Origin of the sequence: Roseobacter sp. HKCC-CH-9208, assembly GCF_037805125.1 — a bacterium.
Taxonomy (GTDB): Bacteria; Pseudomonadota; Alphaproteobacteria; order Rhodobacterales; family Rhodobacteraceae; genus M30B80.
The window spans coordinates 2,167,399-2,187,776 of sequence record NZ_JBBLYK010000001.1 but is presented as its reverse complement, the minus strand read 5'-3'; the positions used below and the strand labels follow the sequence as shown (position 1 = coordinate 2,187,776).

General features: G+C 54.8%; 19 protein-coding genes. 6 read left to right on the top strand and 13 right to left on the bottom strand.

The features are described 5' to 3' along the window. Positions 1-4: 4 nt before the first annotated feature. Positions 5-694, top strand: coding sequence for an RraA family protein (locus AAC621_RS11025; protein WP_340255604.1), 690 nt, complete (start codon positions 5-7; stop codon positions 692-694). Positions 695-971: 277 nt separating this feature from the next. On the opposite strand, the gene AAC621_RS11020 is transcribed toward AAC621_RS11025, so the two are convergent. Then, complete coding sequence (locus tag AAC621_RS11020; protein ID WP_340255601.1) at positions 972-1,916, bottom strand: DMT family transporter; 945 nt, start codon at positions 1,914-1,916, stop codon at positions 972-974. Positions 1,917-2,107: 191 nt separating this feature from the next. Beyond that, the gene (locus AAC621_RS11015; protein ID WP_340255598.1) at positions 2,108-2,887 is read right to left on the bottom strand and encodes an SDR family NAD(P)-dependent oxidoreductase; all 780 of its coding nucleotides are present in this window, start codon (positions 2,885-2,887) and stop codon (positions 2,108-2,110) included. An 81-nt stretch (positions 2,888-2,968) separates the two neighbouring features. Here AAC621_RS11015 and AAC621_RS11010 point away from each other — a divergent pair, with 81 nt between their 5' ends. Then, complete coding sequence (locus tag AAC621_RS11010) at positions 2,969-3,964, top strand: hypothetical protein (RefSeq protein WP_340255595.1); 996 nt, start codon at positions 2,969-2,971, stop codon at positions 3,962-3,964. 10 nt (positions 3,965-3,974) lie between these two features. Here the strand turns inward: AAC621_RS11010 and AAC621_RS11005 are convergent, their stop codons facing one another. From AAC621_RS11005 to coxB, 11 genes are all read right to left on the bottom strand, one after another. Continuing rightward, entirely contained in the window at positions 3,975-5,075 is a 1,101-nt protein-coding gene (locus AAC621_RS11005; protein WP_340255592.1) for a mandelate racemase/muconate lactonizing enzyme family protein, read from the bottom strand. Positions 5,076-5,164: 89 nt separating this feature from the next. Next, entirely contained in the window at positions 5,165-6,571 is a 1,407-nt protein-coding gene (locus AAC621_RS11000; protein ID WP_340255589.1) for an FAD-binding oxidoreductase, read from the bottom strand. A gap of 27 nt (positions 6,572-6,598) precedes the next feature. Continuing rightward, a complete protein-coding gene (locus tag AAC621_RS10995; RefSeq protein WP_340255586.1) occupies positions 6,599-7,183 on the bottom strand; it encodes a GNAT family N-acetyltransferase in 585 nt (194 codons plus the stop codon). After that, entirely contained in the window at positions 7,183-8,445 is a 1,263-nt protein-coding gene (locus AAC621_RS10990; RefSeq protein ID WP_340255583.1) for a M16 family metallopeptidase, read from the bottom strand. The genes AAC621_RS10995 and AAC621_RS10990 overlap by 1 nt, the downstream gene beginning before the upstream one ends. Next, positions 8,442-9,830, bottom strand: a complete 1,389-nt coding sequence (thrC, locus tag AAC621_RS10985; protein WP_340255580.1) for a threonine synthase — start codon at positions 9,828-9,830, stop codon at positions 8,442-8,444. Before thrC ends, AAC621_RS10990 begins: the two co-directional genes overlap by 4 nt. A gap of 13 nt (positions 9,831-9,843) precedes the next feature. Further along, a complete protein-coding gene (locus tag AAC621_RS10980; RefSeq protein ID WP_340255577.1) occupies positions 9,844-10,542 on the bottom strand; it encodes an SURF1 family protein in 699 nt (232 codons plus the stop codon). 91 nt (positions 10,543-10,633) lie between these two features. After that, positions 10,634-11,443, bottom strand: coding sequence for a cytochrome c oxidase subunit 3 (locus AAC621_RS10975; RefSeq protein WP_340255574.1), 810 nt, complete (start codon positions 11,441-11,443; stop codon positions 10,634-10,636). Positions 11,444-11,466: 23 nt separating this feature from the next. Continuing rightward, the gene (locus tag AAC621_RS10970) at positions 11,467-12,024 is read right to left on the bottom strand and encodes a cytochrome c oxidase assembly protein (RefSeq protein WP_340255571.1); all 558 of its coding nucleotides are present in this window, start codon (positions 12,022-12,024) and stop codon (positions 11,467-11,469) included. Next, the gene (locus tag AAC621_RS10965; RefSeq protein ID WP_340255568.1) at positions 12,021-12,230 is read right to left on the bottom strand and encodes a hypothetical protein; all 210 of its coding nucleotides are present in this window, start codon (positions 12,228-12,230) and stop codon (positions 12,021-12,023) included. The genes AAC621_RS10970 and AAC621_RS10965 overlap by 4 nt, the downstream gene beginning before the upstream one ends. A 3-nt stretch (positions 12,231-12,233) precedes the next feature. Beyond that, positions 12,234-13,202, bottom strand: a complete 969-nt coding sequence (cyoE, locus tag AAC621_RS10960) for a heme o synthase (RefSeq protein WP_340255565.1) — start codon at positions 13,200-13,202, stop codon at positions 12,234-12,236. Positions 13,203-13,287: 85 nt separating this feature from the next. Continuing rightward, the gene (gene coxB, locus AAC621_RS10955; RefSeq protein ID WP_340255562.1) at positions 13,288-14,172 is read right to left on the bottom strand and encodes a cytochrome c oxidase subunit II; all 885 of its coding nucleotides are present in this window, start codon (positions 14,170-14,172) and stop codon (positions 13,288-13,290) included. Positions 14,173-14,363: 191 nt separating this feature from the next. Here coxB and tldD point away from each other — a divergent pair, with 191 nt between their 5' ends. From tldD to AAC621_RS10935, 4 genes are all read left to right on the top strand, one after another. Then, on the top strand, positions 14,364-15,824 hold the full coding sequence (tldD, locus tag AAC621_RS10950) for a metalloprotease TldD (protein WP_445322506.1): 1,461 nt from the start codon (positions 14,364-14,366) through the stop codon (positions 15,822-15,824). Between the two features lie 46 nt (positions 15,825-15,870). Continuing rightward, entirely contained in the window at positions 15,871-16,962 is a 1,092-nt protein-coding gene (gene dprA / locus AAC621_RS10945; RefSeq protein WP_340255556.1) for a DNA-processing protein DprA, read from the top strand. A 114-nt stretch (positions 16,963-17,076) separates the two neighbouring features. Then, positions 17,077-19,758 carry a type I DNA topoisomerase gene (gene topA, locus AAC621_RS10940; RefSeq protein WP_340255553.1) on the top strand — a complete coding sequence of 894 codons (2,682 nt, stop codon included), beginning with the start codon at positions 17,077-17,079 and terminating at the stop codon, positions 19,756-19,758. Further along, a complete protein-coding gene (locus AAC621_RS10935; protein ID WP_340255550.1) occupies positions 19,755-20,348 on the top strand; it encodes a nitroreductase family protein in 594 nt (197 codons plus the stop codon). The genes topA and AAC621_RS10935 overlap by 4 nt, the downstream gene beginning before the upstream one ends. Positions 20,349-20,378: the final 30 nt, after the last annotated feature.

Below are 20,378 nucleotides of genomic sequence, written 5' to 3'. Positions count from 1 at the left end.
AAAGATGCCAGATACAAGTACAAGTCTCAGGATCTTCAACGACTTTGAGCGCAATCCAAACCTACTCAAAAAATTCGATGCGGTACTAGAGTCCTATTCCGCAGCCGCCATCTTCGCAGATGTGCAATACCGAACTGGCGTGATGGATAGCGCAATCAAGCCAGCCTTTCGCGCAAAGATCACCGGTCAGGCAGTAACAGTCCAATTGTCAAAAGGCGATCTTGTTGATCCTCTCAGGGCTTTGGAAATCGCTCAACCGAATGACGTAATTGTAGTTGATGCTGGAGGCGATTTACAAACTTCGGTCTGTGGGGGTCTCATGGGCGGGCTTGCCCAGAACCGTGGCATCCGCGGCATGATTGTTGATGGGGCTGGTCGAGACACCGATGAACTGGAGGACATCAATTGGCCGATCTGGACCCGCGCGATCACCCCACGCGGAACACACACGATGTTCTCCGAACGCAAAGAAGAGCTTTCTATCAACGTCTCAATTGCGTGCGGTGGCGTAGTAGTTAACCCAGGTGACTTTATCGTTGCTGACCTTATGGGTGTTGTCGTCATCCCTCTCGAAATTGCGGAGGAAACCGTGCGTCTTGCCCAAGAGCAAGCTGATCGCGAAGCCAGAACACGAGAATGGGTTGCTCAAGGAAAAACTGTTGAGGATTTATTGAACGAATTTGGCCGCATCTAAATCAATGTTAATAGTCCCCAAAAATTTGGGAACCCCTACACTTTTGTGCGAATAATTTGCTTCTCAGGATGATAAATCTTTCAGAGAGGTTTCACGGACTGGTTTTTATCCGTTAAGCTTTTAAAGCTTCGCGCATACGAGTGAAGCCACTCTGGAAACACCATATAGGTTCTGAATTGCAAATAGGCACAACCTGTGGTAGGGTGAAATAGCTGGCATGGCATTGAACAGTGTTCCTCTTCCCTTGATCGTGGCGCCATGCCAGCACTCCAATCAATCACTTTGATTTAATTTTAAGCACCGGATTGGACGCTGTAGAAAATTTAGTTAAGCGGCCATCAATTACTACAAAACCGAGGATTATAATCCCAAAGCCAACGAAATCGATTCTTTCGATGACTTCCTCAAGGAACACATGACCTGCAGTTACTGCAAAAATTGGTATTAACAACGTAACCAGCAGAGCATTGGAAGCTCCAGAGAGCTTTATGATCTCAAAATACAATACATAAGCCAGTGCAGTACAAAATACCGATATAGCGATAATTGATGCCCACACTGGTGTCGAGAACATGAAACTTGGAGTGCCATCAGTGAAAATTACGATAGGAGTCATCAAAAATGTCGTAGCGGTCAACATGCCAAAAGCATTTAAAAGTGGGTGATATCCAGAAAGCGACAATCGAGACCATACTCCAGCAAAAGCATAGGAAATTGTCGCAGCCAGCATGGCCATCTGTGCGATACTGAGTAGGTCAAGATTGTGAAGATCCGGCGGTCCTATAATTAAAACCGCACCGCTTACTCCCAGTATACCACCAAATATTTTCTTGGTAGTAAGTGGTTCGTCTTTCAAAAACAAAGCGGCTATTAAAATAGCAAAAACCGATGTGGTGGAGTTCAGAATTGCAGCTAACCCACTCGTAATTTGTGTCTGGCTCCAAAAAATCAGCGAGAATGGAAGAGCGTTATTTAAGGCCCCCATGACAAAGCAGCCAAACCAAAAACGAAAGTCAGAGGGAATTTTGTAACGCTTTTGATATAAAAAAGCTCCTAGAACGGGAACTGCCCAAAGGACGCGATGTAAGGTAAGTGTTGTGGGTGAAACCTCCGTAAGAGCAATTTCTGCAAACAGAAAAGTTGTACCCCAAATAATCGCCAAAGCGAGCAGCAACACCAAGGATCTGATGCTCAGAGATTGCATTTGACGATCAGATCCCATGCACAACGCCTTATCATCGGGCCATATGGGCTATCGGAATTTATGATTTTCCTATAGCCGACCTATTTTTACTACTCGAAATTTTCTTGTTCAGAGCATCTCTATACCGAGCCAAGCTCAGGCAATGAAAACATCACTTTGATGGTAACTCCGCACAGTGTGAATGAGAAATTGCGATATGGGACCTTTGATCACGGCATTAGCTGCCCGCCATTGACCTCGATTGTTTGCCCGATAATGTAGCCAGACAGAGCCTGTGAAGCTAAAAATAGGAACGCTCCCACACAATCCTGTGCTTGTCCAAGGCGCCCTTGCGGAACGGTTTTCAGCATTGCGTCAAGTTGGGCTTGTGTTGAATAGCGTTCATGGAAGGGCGTTGTAATCACACCTGGAGCGACGGCATTTACGCGGACCCCGTACTCAATCCACTCCTTGGCCATACCGCGGGTAACGTTAGATACGAATGCCTTCGACGAACCATACAGACCGGCACCTCCACTGGCTCCATTGCGCGCTGCGATTGAAGTCGTGTTAATTACGAACCCCCCCTCCGCTTTAAGATAAGGCAATGCAGCCTTTGATGCGACGATTATGGATCGCGCATTTAAATCCATTATTTCGTCATAGTCCTTATCACTTGCCTCAGCATACGGCACGCGGCGCACCATACCGCCTGCGTTGTTAATCAAACCGTTTATTCCGCCCAGACGCTCTGCGACATCTTTCACGGCGGAAGCCAGTTCTTTAGAGTTACTGGCATTAGCCCTTACCAATTCAACTGAACCACCAGATTTACGAATATCTGCGGCCAGCTGATTGGCCGCATCTTCAGAAGAAAAATAGTGCAAGCCCACTCTTGCACCTTGCTGCGCAAACGCTTTCGCTAACTCAGCTCCTATTCCGGTCGATGCACCTGTTATCAGGATTTTCTTGCCCTCGAATTCTGAAAAATTAACATTAAATGAAGTCATTGTTTTACCTTTGAACAAAGATGCCTTTATCTAAACGTATAAAGAATTGGCTCCCTGTCTATTGAAATATTTAGGCCCCCCATGACGAATTTACTTAAAAATAAAATAAATTATTTAATTAAAGACATATATATTGTATCATTTGAGCTATTTAAGGTCATGATACCGACTATAATTGTTATTAAAGTCCTCGATAGTTTTGGTGCAACGTCATGGTTGACTATTCAGGTTGCTCCTTTGCTTGGAGTCATAGGGCTACCGGCAGAAGTTGCACTAGCAATTACCACTACATTGCTGACTAACCCCTACGCAGGACTATTGGTCTTATCTTCCACGCCTGAAGCACTGAACCTAACTGTAGCACAAACAACCATTATTGCTTCATTTATGCTCTTCACTCATGGGCTAATCGTGGAGGCGCTAATCTCGCGAAACGCAGGCTTGCGCATTCTACCAACTGTTCTGATCCGCGTGGGAGGAGGATTCATTTTTTGTTACCTCCTACACGTATCCTTCTTAAATTTAGGGCTATTTCAAAACCAAGCGAGCCTTCACCTCCCAACAATGGTGTCTGATCCTACGCTGCAGCAATGGATTTTGGACCAAATTTTTGGGCTGCTCTTTATCCAAGCCATTATCATCGTATTGATGATTGCAATTGAAATTTTAAGATCAGTCGGCGTTGAAAAAATTATCCAGCTGATACTATCGCCCTTTCTCAAAATATTAGACATCGGAACGAACGCCGCAACTATTGTCATAGTGGGCCTCACTCTTGGGCTAGGGTTCGGAGGCGGGCTCATGATCAAAGAAGTTAAACAAGGGGCAATCCCGATACGATCCGTCGTCGGCGCGTTGGTTTTGATAAATTTATTTCACTCGGTATTCGAGGATGTAGGCCTCATGATGCTGCTTGGACCATCTTTAACTACGATTTTGCTGGTGAGAGCAATTTTCGCTTTTGGGTTTAGCTACTTAATAATGCGTCTGAGCTCTCTTCTGCCAGATCCAGTATTCCAAAAATTAATGTTCAACCAAAGGGCTACGCTGTCATCGAGCGTAAGCAAGATTTCCTGACCACATGCCACTAGGATACTAAGCTATTCTCAGCTTCAAGTTTGTCCCAATCAAAAGTCACACCGATGCCAGGGAGCTGTGGCGCAACAGCCATGTGGTCTTGATTAAGCTTTAACGGCTGGTGCGTGTACGTATCGATGGGAAAGGCATGAACTTCCAACCAGCCTGCATTTTCGCGTCCGCACAACAGACTAACGTGAAGTTCCTGCATTCCATGAGTACAAACACTTATTCCGTTACGCTCGGCAAAAGCCGCCGCACGCAACCACGTTGTGATACCACCGCAAGTGGCCACATCTGGTTGAAAAAACTTGAATGCCTTAGTTTTCTCTAAAAGTTCAAAGTCGTGAATTGAGTGACAGTTCTCGCCAATTGCCAGCGGGAAGCCAGTTTGTTCACTTATAATCCTGTATCCGTTTAAGTCATCAGGATCGATCGGTTCCTCAAACCAGGTAATATTGGCATTTTCAAACTGCCGGATGGCAGAAATTGCTTGGTCGACAGACATGCCATAATTTGCATCAACCATAAAGGTCGTGTCTGAACCAATTCGCTCTCGTACCGCATATATTCTCTCGATGTCTTCTTCCAGGTTCTCACGACCAATCTTAATTTTTACGCCATTGAACCCGCTTTGAATGGCCTGGTCCATATTGGACAAAAGTTTTTCAAGGGGGAAATTTAGATCGATGCCACCCACGTAGGCCTTACAGGTTCGGCTTACACCACCAGCCATTTCACACAGGGATAAATTACTTCGTTTGCCACGAATATCCCACAAGGCGACATCAACTGCTGCAATTGCAAAGGCAGAAACACCGCCTCGTCCCACATAGTGAATATGCCAACGCATTTGGTCATGTAATTGCTCAATTTGAGTAGCATCTTTGCCAATCAAAAACGGCGTCAAATCATGCTCAATCATGGCCTTGATCGCGTGACCACCCCATCCGCCGGTATAAGAATACCCAGTACCTTCACTACCGTCATCCAACTTCACAGTAGCCGTAATCAACTCAAAATGGGTGTGGTCTCCGTGCTTCGCATCAGACAATACTTCTGCCAACGGCAACCGGAAAAGGCGGGGTAAGACACTTACAATCTTCGCCATAAACAACACCTCAATAAAAAACTGATCGATGAGCCAAACGTTATAGTAAGCGCACAGTTTTACCAAAGTATTTGAATTTTCAGTTGAAACTATCGGCCGCGCAATACTGCGCCTGGGTTCATGATGCCGTGCGGATCAAGAGCGGCCTTAATCGCTCGCATCGCGGCCAATTTGGCAGGGTCGCCATAGCGTTCAAGGTCATCCACCTTAAGCCGCCCGATCCCATGTTCGGCAGATACGGATCCGCCCATCTCATGCACCAAATCATGCATGGCGCGCTTGATCACATCCCGCTCTGCCAGATGATCCGCCCGGGTTTTGCCTGGCATGGGGAAGATGTTGTAATGCAAATTCCCATCCCCCATATGGCCAAAGCAGTTATGGCGGAATTCTCCGATCTGGGCGATGCGAGCGGGAATGTCCGCGATGAACTGAGGTACCAACCCCACGGGCAAGGAAATATCATGCGAACTCACTGAGCCGATGCGCCGATTTGTTTCAGGGATATTTTCGCGCAGGGCCCAGAAATCATCCCGCTGCGCCATGGATTGGGCAATCACCCCGTCACTGACCAAATCTGCCTCAAAGGCGCGGGCAAAAAGTCCCTCTAATAGCGCGGCGGGATCTTGACCCACACCAAGGCCCAAATCGATCAGCACGCACCACTCGGGGATTTCATCAAAAGGTTGGCGCAAATCTGGCCCAACCTCGGCCAAGAAATCAAACCCTTGGCGGTGCATCAATTCAAAGGCCGAAAGCCCCTCGCCCACCACATCCTGCGTCATTCGCAACAGAGACAGGGCCGCGCTAGGATCAGGCACAGCCATCAGGGCCGCGCCTTGCGCCGCAGGCTCAGGAAAAAGCCGCAAACTGGCCGCTGTGATGATGCCCAATGTGCCCTCTGAGCCGATCAGCAAATGGCGCAGATCATAGCCCGTGTTGTTTTTGCGTAGAGGCGATAGCCCGTGAAAAATGCTGCCATCGGGCATCACCGCCTCAATGCCCAAGACCAAATCCCGTGCATTGCCATAACGCAGAACATTCACCCCGCCCGCATTGGTCGCCAAAAGGCCGCCTATGCGCGCCGATCCTTGGCTTGCAAGGCTTAAGGGGAAAAGCAGGCCCGCCTTTTGCGCGGTCGCGTGAATATCGGCCAAGATGACACCCGCCTCAACGGTTAGGCTGCGCCCATCTTCGTCCATCGCGCGGATCGCGCGCATGCGCTCGAGTGATAAAATCACGCCATGATCAAAATTTTCAGACAGCTGCCCACCGACCAAGCCCGTGCCGCCGCCATAGGGGATCACCGCCACCCGATGCGCCGCACAGGCGCGCAGGGCCAAAGCAACCTCCTCGGTAGAGCGCGGTGCCAAAACAGCCGCAGCTTTGCCCTGCCACCGCCCACGCGGTTCTTCGAGATAGTTCGGGGTCGCCTCGCGCCAGATATCTGCGGGCAAATCGCCCTTCAACGCGTCAAGTTTTGATGAAGCTGTCACGCCTGTCCCCCTTACACCCACAAAGCCTTAGCCCACTTCGGTGCGGCCACGGCGGTCACTGCGCAAATTGGCGTAAAGCACATGATTGCGCCAGCGCCCATTGATCTGCAAATAGCTTTGCGCGACCCCCTCATATTTATAGCCGCATTTCTCCAAAAGACCACGGGAGGGGGTGTTTTCAGGCAAACAGGCGCTTTCAATGCGGGAGAGATCCAGACGGGTAAAAGCATAGTGGATCAAGGCCACCACCGCCTCGCGCATATACCCGTTGCGCGCATATGGCTGCCCAATCCAATAGCCAATCGTTCCCGCCTGCGCGGGGCCACGGCGAATATTGTCCAATGTGACCGCGCCAAGCAGGCTTTGGTCTTCGCGGCGGATCAAAAACAGCGGCAGCGCGCTTTCCTCCGATGAGGCACGCTGTGCCCAATAGACCCGCGCAGAAAAGCTTTTGCGGGTCAGATGATCCGATGACCATGCAGGCTCCCATGGCTGCAGAAAGGCGGCTGATGCTTCGCGCAATCCCGCCCAATGGCGATAATCCTCATGCAGAGGCAGGCGCAGGGTCATGCGCTCGGTTTCAATGGCAAGTTTCGGCCGCCGCCTCAGCATCAAGCCGCCAAACGCTGCGTCAATTGCGCGTAATCAGGCGCTTTGCTGACAGGCCCATAAAGCGCCAAGGCAAGCGCACCGCTTTCGGCAATCCCTGCGCCAAAGTCACGAATATGCGCAAGGCTGACCGCATCAATCCGCGCGACAGTTTCCTCTAGGGGCGGCACACGATCCCAGATAGCCAAAACCCGTGCCAGACGCTCGGCGCGGGAAGATGGGCTTTCCAGCCCCATCAAAAGCCCCGCTTTCATCTGCGCGCGCGCGCGATCAAGCTCGGCTTGGTTCAAATCACTTGCGGCGCGCTTGATCTCATCCATGCTCAAAAGCGCTAAATCCCCCACATCCTTGCCGCCCGTGCCTGCGTAAATGGTGAGAAGGCCCGTTTCATCAAAGGCCCCCACTTGGGCAAAAATCGAATAGCACAGGCCACGCTTTTCGCGCAGTTCTTGGAAAAGGCGCGAGGACATGCCCCCGCCAAGCGCGCTTGCGTAAATCTGCGCGGTGTAGATGTCGTCAGACCGATATCCTGGTGTTTCAAAGGCCATCGCAATATGGGCCTGTTCCAGTTTCTTGACCTTGCGGAATTCTCCGCCTGCAAATTGCGCCAAAGGTGCCGGGGCCGCGCGGCGTGAGGGCAAATGGCCAAAATTCTCTTCGGCCAGTCTCACGATCTGCGCGTGATCCACCGCCCCTGCGGCCGATAGTATCATCTGATCGGGGCCATAATGTTCGGTCACGAATTGGCTGAAATCCTCGCGACCAAAGCCACGCACCCGCTCACTGGGGCCAAGAATGGTGCGCCCAAGCGGTTGGTTGGGATAGGCTGTTTCCTGAAGCCAGTCGAAAATCACATCATCAGGCGTGTCATTCGCCTGACCGATTTCTTGCAGGATGACGCCCCGTTCAACCTCGATCTCGCGCGGATCAAACACAGGGTTCAGCACGATATCGGCAATCATATCAAGGGCAAGGGGCACATCTTGTTCCAGCACGCGCGCGTAATAGGCGGTGACTTCGCGCGAGGTATAGGCGTTGATATAGCCGCCTACATCTTCGATCTCCTCGGCGATTTGCAGCGCGCTGCGCCGTTTCGTGCCCTTAAACGCCATATGTTCAAGGAAATGCGCGATGCCGTTTTGCTCGACCCGCTCATGGCGGCCCCCTGCGGACACCCAAACCCCGATTGCCGCGGATTGAAGCCCCTCCATCCGTTCGGTGATCACCCGCAACCCGTTGGAGAGTTGGTGCATCTCAACACTCATGCGGCCACCTTTTCGCGGATCAACGCCTCAAGGGCGGCAAGGTCATTTGGCACGCGCTGCACCCGTTCGGAACGCTCGAACAAATCTGCCATATGGGGCGGCAATGCGGGGCGGATGCCCGTTGCCGCCTCGACAGCATCGGGGAATTTCGCAGGATGCGCTGTGGCCAATGTAACCATCGGGGTCGTCCCAAGGTGATCTTGGGCCACATGAACCCCGACTGCGGAATGGGGGCAAAGCAGCTCGCCCGATGTTGACAGGCAAGATGTGATCATCGCGGATGTCTCATCCTCGTTTGCACGACCCGAAGCAAAGATGTCCCGCAAAGCCTCAAGCGCGCCTTGGCTGATGTCAAACCCGCCTTCGGATTTCAACGCAGCCATGGATTGCACCACCGCGCCTGCGTCACGACCATACGCATCAAACAGTGCCCGTTCAAAGTTGGACGACACTTCGATATCCATCGAAGGGCTGATTGTGGCCTGCACACCGCCCATATGATAGCCGCCCGTGCGCAAGGCGCGATCCAAAATGTCATTGCTGTTGGTCGCCACCACAAGACGATCAATCGGCAGACCCATTTGGCGCGCGATATAGCCGGCAAAAATATCGCCGAAATTGCCAGTCGGCACAGTAAAACTGACGGCACGATGCGGGGCGCCAAGGCTGACTGCGGCGGTAAAATAATAGACAACCTGCGCCATGACACGCGCCCAGTTGATTGAGTTCACCCCTGCCAAGCGCACCTCATCGCGGAAGGTGAGATCATTAAACATATCTTTAAGCCGCGCCTGCGCATCGTCAAATGTGCCGTCAATGGCCAAAGCATGGGCATTGGCCTCGGTGACCGTGGTCATTTGGCGACGCTGCACCTCGGACACACGGCCATAGGGGAACAGGATGAACACCGACACCGCATCAAGCCCGCGAAAGGCCTCCATCGCGGCAGAGCCGGTATCGCCTGACGTTGCCCCCACAATGGTCACATGCTGCCCGCGTTTGGTTAGGCTATGCTCAAACATTTGCCCAATCAGCTGCATCGCAAAATCTTTGAACGCCAAGGTGGGGCCGTGGAACAATTCCATCAGGAAATGATTGGGTACCAATTCCTTGAGCGGGGCGCGGCTTGCGTGGCGAAAGCCCTGATAGGCGCGGGTGATGATATCGCCAAATTCACTCTCACTGAATGTATCGCCCACAAAGGGGCGCATCACGCGAAAGGCGACCTCCTCATAAGGCAGACCCGCCATTGCGGCGATCTCCGCATGGCTCAACTGCGGGACGCTTGCAGGCACATACAGCCCCCCATCACGGGCAAGCCCCGTCAACATGGCGTCCTCAAATTTCAGTTCAGGCGCTGTGCCGCGTGTCGAGATGTAGCGCATGGTTATTGTCCCTTCAAAGCGTTCTGTGCCTGATACGCCACAGAAGATAGGCTGTCATCCCCAACCATACCGCTGCAAGCGAAAACCATGTCACCGCATATTGCAAATGGTCATTGGGGATGGCGGATGTGTCCACGGGCATCGGTGTCAGGTCTGCCTCTGGCGGGGTTCCATCACGCAGCACCACAAGATAGGGGTCTGTGCCAAGCACCGCGGCCATATCCGCCAAATCGCGCGCGAACCAGATATTTGCGGCGCGGTCATTATCGGGGGTCGAACTGTTGCGATCATCTGGCCAATGCAGGTTGCCCGTGAGGGCAAAGCGGCCTTCTGGCGCATAACGCATCTCATCGGCCACGGGTAAAAACCCACGATCCACAAGGATACGGCGCCCCGTCAGATCATCCTCAAACCCTGAGATCAGGCGATAGCCCGCCCCCACGCCCTTGCGGCTGACCAAGACGCGCAGCGTGTCTTCTGCCTCGCGGATAAACCGCCCCTCAAGCATCACAGGCAAATACCGATCACGGATCGCATCTGGCGCGTCAGGCAAGGTCACCGCTTCGGCAACAATCCGCGCCTCGATATCGGCCAACACGCCCTGTTTCCAAGACAAACGTTGGGTCTGCCACACGCCAAGCGCAATCAGGATAGCGGCCCCCGCAACCCCGAATGACAGAACCGAGAAAATCGCAAAACGCGAATGTGTCATAGCGCCTCTCATCGATGGCGGGTCGAACGAGAAACGGCCCGCCTTTGTGGTGGCGGGCCGTTCCGAAATCAGGTGATCACGCGGGATCAGCTCAGCCGCCAATGCCCCAAATATAGACTGCGGCAAACAAGAACAACCAGACCACATCAACAAAGTGCCAGTACCATGCGGCCGCTTCAAAGCCGATATGTTTCTCTGCGGTGAAATGGCCGCTGCGCACGCGCAAATAGCAGATGAACAAGAAGATTGTTCCGATGATCACGTGCATCCCGTGGAAACCAGTCGCAAGGAAGAAGGTAGAGAAAAACTTATCGCCACCGAATGTCCAGTCTTTGTGCGCCAGCAACTCCCAATATTCAAAGGCTTGCAGCCCCGTAAAGAACAAGCCAAGCGCGACGCCGATCAAAAGGCCCCATTCGACATCCTTGCGGCTTTCATTGTGCACCAACGCGTGGTGCGCCCAAGTCACCGCCGCACCCGACAGCAGCAAAACAAGCGTGTTAATCAGAGGTAGGTGCCAGACATCCATCTGATAGAAACTTGGCTGCACATATTGCGACCCGAGATATTCGTTCATCGGGTATATCGCGTGCTTAAAGAAGGCCCAGAACCATGCGACAAAGAACATGGCTTCGGACATAATGAACATTATAAAGCCATAGCGCAGGCCTATCCGCACAACGGGGGTGTGATCGCCTTGGTTGCTTTCCGCGACCACATCCGACCACCAGCCGAACATCACGTAAAGGACAGCCACAAGGCCCATCAGGAACATCCACGGGCCAGAGCCATGCATCCACAGCACGCCGCCCGTGAGCATTACAAAAGCCCCAACGGCGCCAATCAACGGCCAGAGCGAGGGCGAAATGATATGATAATCGTGGTTCTTTGCATGGGACATCTGTTTTGGTCCTTCGCTTTCGGTCATTCAGTTGTGCCGCTCAGGGCGGCAAGTTCTTCGGTTATATCCATAACATGAAATGTATAGGACAGGGTAATTTCTTGTGTGTCATAGGCCTCTTCATCCTCAAGGATTTCGGGGTCTACGAAAAAGGTCACAGGCATTTCGACCCGCTCACCTGGTTGCAGCACCTGCTCGGTGAAACAGAAGCAGGCGATTTTCGCAAAATACGCGCCCGCCGTATAGGGCAGCACGTTATAACTCGCAGTGCCTGCCACCACTTGATCGGTCGGGTTATAGGCCTCATAAAACACCAAGGCTGTTTCGCCTAGGCGGACATCAATTTCGCGCTGCATGGGGCGGAATTCCCACGGCATGTCGCGCGCGGTGCTTGCATCAAAGCGCACAGTAATCATGCGATCAGACACCACCGCGCTTTCAGTATCCGCAACTTGCGTTGTGCCGCCATAGCCCGTGACACGGCAAAAAAGATCGTAAAGCGGCACAGCCGCCCATGCCATCGCCCCCATAAAGACGATGACACCAAGCAGGCTGTAAACAGTTTTACGGTTTTGTGTCATTGCTGCGTGCCTCCTGATTGCCCCTCTTGCGGAGGGGTCATCGACACGCGCGGTTGATGATCAAAGGCCTCCATCTTGGAGCCTTCACGGATTTTTGCCACCGTCATCCCAAAGACGATCACGCAAAAGGCAACAAGGCTCAGCCCCACGCCGATATTGCGGCTCAGGCGGCGCTTGTGCATATCGCTTTGTTCACGGATCGCCATAGCTTACCACCCCCCCAATGACAGACCTGCGGCGCGCAGGGCAATATCGCCCAAGATCGCGCAGAAATGCAGGAAAAGGTAATACAGGGAAAAGCGGAAGAATTTCTTTTCAGTCGCATAGCCATCGGCCTCTGCCACATCTTCGCTGCGGGCACGGATATCCCACGCGCCTTTCAAGAAGATCAGGTTCAGAACCACCGCTGCCGCCATGTAGAGCGGGCCGCCGATTTGCGTCACACCAATGCCAAGCGCCACAGGCGCCAAGAGCACAGTGTAAATCCAGATATGGCGGCGGGTCGCCGCGCGCCCATGGGTCACCGTCAGCATCGGCACATCGGCCTTGTGGTAATCCGATTTCATAAACAAGGCCAAGGCCCAGAAATGCGGCGGCGTCCACATGAAGATCAAGCCGAACATCAGCATAGAGGCCAGCGAAACATCACCCGTTACAGCCGCCCAGCCCACCATTGGGGGAAAGGCCCCTGCCGCGCCACCAATGACGATATTCTGCGGGGTCGCGCGTTTCAGCCACATCGTGTAAATTACAACGTAGAAAGAGATGGTAAAGGCCAAGAGCCCCGCCGCAACCCAATTGGTCGCAAGGCCAAGGAACACAACCGACATGACCGAGAGCGCAAGACCAATCTGAAACGCCTCTTGCGCGGTGACACGCCCAGACGGCACAGGGCGCGAGGCGGTGCGCTTCATAACGCGGTCAATATCGGCATCATACCACATATTCAGCGCGCCAGACGCCCCCGCACCAATCGCGATGAACAAAATGGCACAGAAAGAGATGAACAAAGACTGCGCCTCGGGGGCCGCGACAATGCCAACAAAAGCCGTGAACACCACCAAAGACATCACACGCGGCTTAAGCAGCAGCACATAATCCCCAAAGCTTGCTTCTTTGGGGTCCAGTTCAGGGGGTTTCGCCGATTTGGTGGTGATATCAATGGATGCATCGCTCATCTGCAGGCGCGTCCTTTGGGGGATTATTTGCGAAATCGCCAAGCCACTTGATTGCGCGGGTGGCTTGGCAGAAGCTTTGCTGCGCTTATTGCGCCGCGGCCAGTTCCACAACCTGTGGCGCACGCGCATCTACGGAGGCGAAATCGCTGATTTCGCCGCGTGTCCATGCGTCATATTCCTCAGGGGTCACTGCGAAGACGGTGATCGGCATGTAGGCGTGGTTCACGCCGCACAGTTCAGAACACTGCCCGAAATAGATGCCTTCACGGCCAGGCTCAACATTGAACCAAAGCTGCGCAAGGCGGCCCGGGATCCCGTCCTGCTTCACACCGAAGGCAGGAATTGTCCAAGAATGGATCACATCCGCGCCCGTGACCTGAACCACAACATCGCGGCCTGTTGGCACAACCATCGCCGTGTTGGTGGCGAGCAAATATTCATCGCGCGTGTAGCCGTATTCGGCCAATTCATCTTCGGCCAACATAAAGCTGTCAAAAACAATGTCATGCTGCGGGTATTCGTAGCCCCAATACCACTGATAGCCTGTTGCCTTGATCACCACTTCGCCATCAGGAATGGTCTGCTGCTTGAACAACACAGGCAGCGAGAAGCCACCGATCACAAACAAGATGATCATTGGCACGACTGTCCAGATGATCTCGATCTTGCGGTTATGGGTGAAGGTTGCAGGTTTTGGGTTCGCACGGCGATTGTGGCGCACGATGGAATAGACCATCAATGCGGTCACGAAGATAACAATCGCGGTGATAATCACCAAAAGCAGATTATCCAACACGCGAACGTCATGCGCCAATTCGGTCACGCCTGTTTGCATATTCACACCACCCAGATGGGGTGCGCCGATAATCTCCAAACCATCGCGCAACGCCTGCGCAGATGCACCACCCGTCAGGGCAAATGTTACCGCTGCTGCGGCCCAAAAGCTTGAGAGCTTGGTACGAAGTGCCATTGTCATGTCGTCCTGTTTTTTCGTGATGCCCGTTTAAGGTCTGTGACATCCCGTTGCGTTCAAAGCTGCAACAACCATATAGAGGGTTACATTACAAGACATTGGATAAAAATGTCTCACCCTTGGGAATGTTGATTTGGATCATTTTCACGGCTCACATGGGGTAGTTATGCTGCCGCCGCGGCGGCGGAATGCGGGCCAAGTGCCCAATTTTGAAAGGAATTTGCGTGTCTGATCGTGCCAGTAGCTTCCGTCCCTTCGAGACATCCCTCGACCAAGAGGCCGCCCTGCGACTGTTGCGCGCAACCCTGACAGGGGCCGAAGACGGAGAGTTATTTCTCGAAAGAAAACGATCTGAGGCCTTGGTTTTTGATGATGGGCGGATCAAGACCGCCTCCTATGACGCAAGCGAGGGATTCGGGCTGCGCGCGGTCTTGGGGGAGGTTTCAGCCTATGCCCATGCGACCGAGTTAAGCGAAGCGGCCCTGTCCCGCGCCAGTGACACTGCCCGCATGGCCATTCGCCAAAGCGGCGGGATCATGGCCGCCCCCCCACAAGGCACCAACCGCCACCTCTATATGCCCAATGACCCAATGGATGGCAGCAGCTTTGAGGCCCGCATTGATCTATTGGGCGAGATTGACGCCTACACCCGCGCCCTTGATCCGCGCGTTGTGCAAGTGTCTGTATCGCTTGCCGCCTCGCATCAAGAGGTCGAAATCCTCCGCCCTGAGGGACAGGTGTTGCGCGATGCACGGCCTTTGGTGCGCTTGAACATATCGGTCATTGTCGAGGCAAAAGGCCGCCGTGAAAGTGGCTCGGCAGGCGGTGGGGGGCGGTTTGCGATTGGCCGCGTCATGGCCCCTGCGCATTGGCAATCGGTTGCACGTGAGGCCCTGCGCGTGGCCTGCGTGAACCTCGACAGCGTCCCTGCCCCTGCGGGCGTGATTGATGTGGTGCTGGGGCCAGGCTGGCCAGGAATCCTGCTGCACGAGGCTGTGGGGCATGGTCTAGAGGGGGATTTCAACCGCAAAGGCCAATCCGCCTTCGCAGGTCTGATGGGGCAGCAAGTGGCGGCCAAAGGCGTGACTGTTTTGGACGATGGCACGCTGCCTGATCGGCGTGGATCCATTTCGATTGATGATGAGGGCACGCAAAGCCAAGCCACCCCGCTCATTGAGGACGGAATTTTGGTTGGCTACATGCAAGACCGCCAATCTGCCCGCCTGATGGGTGTGGCTGCGACAGGAAATGGGCGGCGCGAATCTTATGCCCACCCCCCGATGACGCGGATGACCAACACATATATGCTTGGCGGCGACAACGCGCCTGCCGATATTTTGGCGGATTTGAAAGACGGGATTTATGCGGTTGGCTTTGGCGGCGGGCAGGTTGACATCACCAATGGCAAATTCGTTTTTTCCTGCACCGAGGCCTATCGCGTGCAAAACGGCCAGATCGGGGCGTCTGTCAAAGGGGCCACGCTCATCGGAGATGGGGCCACTGCGCTGAAGCAAATCCGCGCGATTGGCAATGATATGGACCTAGATCCGGGCATGGGGAATTGCGGCAAAGCGGGGCAATGGGTGCCTGTGGGGGTCGGTCAACCTACATTAATGATTGGCGGTCTGACAGTCGGCGGTTCGGCCTGATCCTGCATTAACGCCTTCTCAACCAAGCTGCGTCTAGGGTTGCGGCATGACAGATCATGCCGCCCCTTCTGCCCCGCTCCCTGCCCCGTCCGATGACACGGCCGAACGCCTGGCGCGGCTGCGGTTGATCCGCTCGCCAAAAGTTGGGCCTGTGACCTATCGGCGATTGATTGCCGAGTATGGATCGGGGGCCGATGCCTTGGCGGCCCTGCCACAGATTGCGGCCAAGGCGGGTGTATCAGGCTATGCGGTCTATTCCAAATCTGCGGCACAGGCCGAAATTCGCGCGGCGCAAAGCTGTGCGGCCCGCGCCCTGTTTTTGGGTGAGGCGGCCTATCCTGCAACCCTTGCCGCACTGTCCGATGCCCCGCCTTTTCTGTGGGCCATTGGCGATCTTGACCTGCTCACCCGCCCCATTGTTGGCATGGTCGGCCCGCGCAATGCGTCAGCCCTTGGGTTGCGGATGGCGCGCGCTGTGGCACGCGACTTGGGCCAAGCGGGGATTGTGACCGCCTCAGGCCTTGCCCGCGGCATTGATACAGCCGTGCATCACGCAAGCCTCAGCACAGGCACGGTCGCGGTCATGGCAGGCGGGGTGGATGTGATCTATCCGCCCGAAAACGCCGAACTTGCCGCGCAAATCGGTTTGCGTCTGTCTGAGATGCCGATGGGCCGCGCGCCCCAAGCACGCCATTTCCCAAGGCGCAATCGCATCATTTCAGGGCTGTCGCGCGGTATTGTGGTGATTGAGGCCGCATTAAGATCAGGGTCGATGATCACCGCGCGCATGGCTGCTGAACAGGGGCGCGAGGTGATGGCCGTGCCGGGGCATCCGCTCGACACTCGCGCATCGGGGTGTAATCTTTTGCTGCGCGAAGGGGCGCATCTCATCCGCGAGGCGCGCGATGTCCTCGTAGCGCTTGATCTGGAGGGGGCTTTTGCCCGCGCCCCTGCCAGCGCAGAGCCGCCCGACCCTACAACAGCGCGCGTTAGCGCCCTGTCCAGCGCCGATCTAGCTCGCCATTTGACCGAGTTGGAGCTTGCAGGTGAGATCACCCGCAGCGCAGGCGGCATGGTGGCGCGCAGTGATCATTGCGCCGCAGACCCTGCCGCACAGAGACACCAAACCGCAGCCTAGATGCCACAAAAATAGGGTGATTGTGACAGGGGTGCATTGACAAACCCTGCACAAGACCAAATGTTGCGCGACCTAAGACCGATTACATTTCCATAAAAAGTTAGGTTCCCACTCATGCCCGTTGTCGTTGTCGAATCGCCCGCCAAGGCCAAGACGATCAATAAATATCTGGGCGCGAATTATACGGTTTTGGCCTCCTACGGCCATGTGCGCGACCTGCCCCCCAAGGATGGCTCAGTCGATCCTGACGCGGGGTTTGAGATGAAATGGGAGGTCGCTACAGACAGCAAAAAGCACATCAAGGCGATTGTGGATGCGCTGAAATCTGACCCCGATTTGATCCTTGCCACCGACCCTGACCGCGAGGGTGAAGCGATTTCTTGGCACTTGCTTGAGGCGCTAACGCAGAAAAAGGCACTTAAGAAAGACACGCCCGTGCGCCGCGTTGTGTTCAACGCAATCACGAAAACCGCCGTGACCCAAGCGATGGAAGCCCCGCGCGAGGTCGATATGGAATTGGTCGATGCCTATTTGGCACGGCGAGCGTTGGATTATTTGGTGGGGTTCACCCTCAGCCCCGTTTTGTGGCGCAAATTGCCCGGATCAAAATCAGCAGGCCGTGTGCAATCCGTCTGCCTGCGTCTGATCGTGGAGCGCGAAATGGAAATCGAAGCCTTCCGCGCCCAAGAATATTGGTCAGTGCGCGCGGGCCTTGTGACACCGCGTGGACAATCCTTTGAGGCGCGTTTGACCCATTTTGGTGGCAAGAAGTTGGATAAATTCGACTTGGCCACGCAATCCTCGACCCAGATGGCGGTCAGTGCGGTGGCAAGTCGCGCGCTCACTGTGACCAATGTCGAGGCGAAACCCGCCACCCGCAATCCAAGCCCGCCCTTTATGACCTCAACCCTGCAACAAGAGGCCAGCCGCAAATTTGGCATGGGCGCGCGCCAAACCATGAGCGCGGCTCAGCGCCTCTATGAGGCGGGGCATATCACCTACATGCGAACAGACGGGATCGACATGGCCCCCGAGGCGGTGATGTCCGCCCGCGATACAATCCGCGCGCGATTTGGCGAGGACTTCCTGCCAAAATCGCCGCGGATGTATAAGAACAAGGCCAAAAACGCCCAAGAGGCGCATGAATGTATCCGCCCCACCGATATGTCCATGGGGCCAGAAAAGCTGCGCATCACGGATGCGGATCAGAAAAAACTCTATGAACTGATCTGGAAACGCACCATCGCAAGCCAGATGGAGGCCGCCCGCCTTGAACGCACCACGGTTGATATTTCCTCAAACGATGAGAATGTCGTGCTGCGCGCAAGCGGTCAGGTGATCCAGTTTGAGGGTTTCCTCAAGGTTTATGTAGAAGGGCGCGATGACAGCGATGAGGAAGACGCAAATCGCCTGCCCAATATGGCGGTTGGCGACAAGCTTGGCTTTGATCAAAGCAGTTTGATGGGTGATTTCACCAAGGCCTTGGACGGGGCCACAGCCAGCGAAAGCGGCGGCTTGCGCCTCTCGGAAGGGGGCATCATCGACAATTCAGGCGCAGTATTTGGACAGCGCCACTTCACCCAACCGCCCCCCCGCTACACCGAGGCCACTTTGGTCAAGCGCATGGAAGAATTGGGCATTGGCCGCCCGTCCACCTATGCCTCGATCGTCACCACAATCCAAGATCGCGGCTATGTGCTGAAAGATAAGGGGCGCCTGATCCCCGAGGATAAGGGGCGCTTGGTCACAATATTCCTCAGCAATTATTTCCAGAAATACGTGGGCTATGATTTCACCGCGGATTTGGAAAACCAACTGGATGAGGTCAGTGCAGGTGCGCGCGATTGGCGCGATTTGCTGACCCGTTTCTGGCGCGATTTCAAAGGGGCGGTCGATGAAACCGCCGAGCTGCGGATCACCGATGTTTTGGAAAAAATCAACGAGGTGTTGGAACCGCATCTCTTCCCACAGCGCCCCGATGGTGGTGATCCACGCAAGTGTCAGGCTTGTGGTGAAGGGCGTCTTTCGTTGCGCACAGCGCGCTCTGGCGGGGCGTTCATCGGCTGCTCCAATTACCCTGAATGTCGCTATACCCGCCCCCTCGCCCCCAATGGCGAGGAAAGCGAGGGCGATAAAATGCTGGGGGTTGAACCCGAAAGCGGACAGGCCGTTTGGCTGAAAGCAGGGCGGTTTGGCCCTTATGTTCAATTGGGCGAAGCGACCGAAGACAACCCAAAACCTCCGCGCGCCTCACTCCCCAAAACATGGCCGCCTGCGGGCATGGATTTGGAGAAAGGACTGCGCCTCTTGTCATTGCCCCGCGCGATTGGTGCGCATCCTGAGGATGGCGTTTTGGTCGAGGCAGGCATTGGCCGTTACGGGCCTTATGTCAAACATGGCAGCCTTTACGCCAACCTGCCAGAGGTGGATGAGGTGTTCGAAATCGGCATGAACCGCGCGGTTGAGGTTTTGGCCGCCAAGGCCGCCTCGCGCGGTGCAGGCCGTGGGGCCAAGGCCGCCCCCCTCAAAGAGTTGGGCGAGCATCCTGATGGCGGGGCGGTTCAGGTGATGAATGGCCGCTATGGGCCTTATGTGAAATGGGCCAAAATCAATGCGACCCTGCCCAAGGGCACCGAACCCGAAGCCGTCACGATGGAGGAGGCCTTGGCGCTGATCGCGGCCAAGGCCGCCAAAGGCGGGAAAACCCCGCGCAAGGCCGCCGCCAAAAAAGCCGCCCCCAAAGCCGCTGCCAAAAAGAAGGCCGCCCCGAAAAAGGCTGCGGCGAAAAAATCATGACGGACGCCCCCTATCAGCCCCCAAAATGGCCGCAATTGGCTGAATTTTTGCGCCTGCGCAGGTCTACCCCCGCGCAGCTGCTCAATGCCCCCGCGCCTGAAGGGGCGGTGTTGGAAGATATCCTCACATCCGCCCTGCGGGTGCCAGATCACGGAAAATTGGCCCCGTGGCGCATCGTTGTGCATGGGCCAGAAAGCCGTGCGGGCTTGGCCGCGCTCACCCGCGAATTGGGCCATGGCGCAGGCCGCGTGCCCGAAAAGGTCGAAAAATCCGCCACGGCATTTGACCAGTCCCCTCTTGTGGTCGCGGTTCTGTCTCACCCCGTTGCGCATGACGCGATCCCCCTGTTGGAACAGCAGTTGTCGGCAGGTGCGGTTTGTCTTGAAATGATGCATGCCGCGATGGCCCACGGCTTTGGCGCAAATTGGCTGAGCGGATGGATGGCCTTTGATCCCGAATTTTTATCCCGTGCCTATGGCATTGCGGCGCCGCAATTCGTGGCAGGGTTCATCCATCTTGGAACGCCAAGCGCCAAGGCCCCAGAACGCCCCCGCCCCGAGATGGGCGATATCGTCACATATCGCGATTAGGGCGTGACCTTGCCCTTGCGCCATGATGGG

Coding starts and splice junctions, on each gene's coding strand:
- AAC621_RS11025 (WP_340255604.1), top strand. CDS start 5: ATGCCAGATACAAGTACAAGTCTCAGGATCTTCAACGACTTTGAGCGC.
- AAC621_RS11020 (WP_340255601.1), bottom strand. CDS start 1,916: ATGGGATCTGATCGTCAAATGCAATCTCTGAGCATCAGATCCTTGGTG.
- AAC621_RS11015 (WP_340255598.1), bottom strand. CDS start 2,887: ATGACTTCATTTAATGTTAATTTTTCAGAATTCGAGGGCAAGAAAATC.
- AAC621_RS11010 (WP_340255595.1), top strand. CDS start 2,969: ATGACGAATTTACTTAAAAATAAAATAAATTATTTAATTAAAGACATA.
- AAC621_RS11005 (WP_340255592.1), bottom strand. CDS start 5,075: ATGGCGAAGATTGTAAGTGTCTTACCCCGCCTTTTCCGGTTGCCGTTG.
- AAC621_RS10995 (WP_340255586.1), bottom strand. CDS start 7,183: ATGCTGAGGCGGCGGCCGAAACTTGCCATTGAAACCGAGCGCATGACC.
- AAC621_RS10990 (WP_340255583.1), bottom strand. CDS start 8,445: ATGAGTGTTGAGATGCACCAACTCTCCAACGGGTTGCGGGTGATCACC.
- thrC (WP_340255580.1), bottom strand. CDS start 9,830: ATGCGCTACATCTCGACACGCGGCACAGCGCCTGAACTGAAATTTGAG.
- AAC621_RS10980 (WP_340255577.1), bottom strand. CDS start 10,542: ATGACACATTCGCGTTTTGCGATTTTCTCGGTTCTGTCATTCGGGGTT.
- AAC621_RS10975 (WP_340255574.1), bottom strand. CDS start 11,443: ATGTCCCATGCAAAGAACCACGATTATCATATCATTTCGCCCTCGCTC.
- AAC621_RS10970 (WP_340255571.1), bottom strand. CDS start 12,024: ATGACACAAAACCGTAAAACTGTTTACAGCCTGCTTGGTGTCATCGTC.
- AAC621_RS10965 (WP_340255568.1), bottom strand. CDS start 12,230: ATGGCGATCCGTGAACAAAGCGATATGCACAAGCGCCGCCTGAGCCGC.
- cyoE (WP_340255565.1), bottom strand. CDS start 13,202: ATGAGCGATGCATCCATTGATATCACCACCAAATCGGCGAAACCCCCT.
- coxB (WP_340255562.1), bottom strand. CDS start 14,172: ATGGCACTTCGTACCAAGCTCTCAAGCTTTTGGGCCGCAGCAGCGGTA.
- tldD (WP_445322506.1), top strand. CDS start 14,364: ATGCGGGCCAAGTGCCCAATTTTGAAAGGAATTTGCGTGTCTGATCGT.
- dprA (WP_340255556.1), top strand. CDS start 15,871: ATGACAGATCATGCCGCCCCTTCTGCCCCGCTCCCTGCCCCGTCCGAT.
- topA (WP_340255553.1), top strand. CDS start 17,077: ATGCCCGTTGTCGTTGTCGAATCGCCCGCCAAGGCCAAGACGATCAAT.
- AAC621_RS10935 (WP_340255550.1), top strand. CDS start 19,755: ATGACGGACGCCCCCTATCAGCCCCCAAAATGGCCGCAATTGGCTGAA.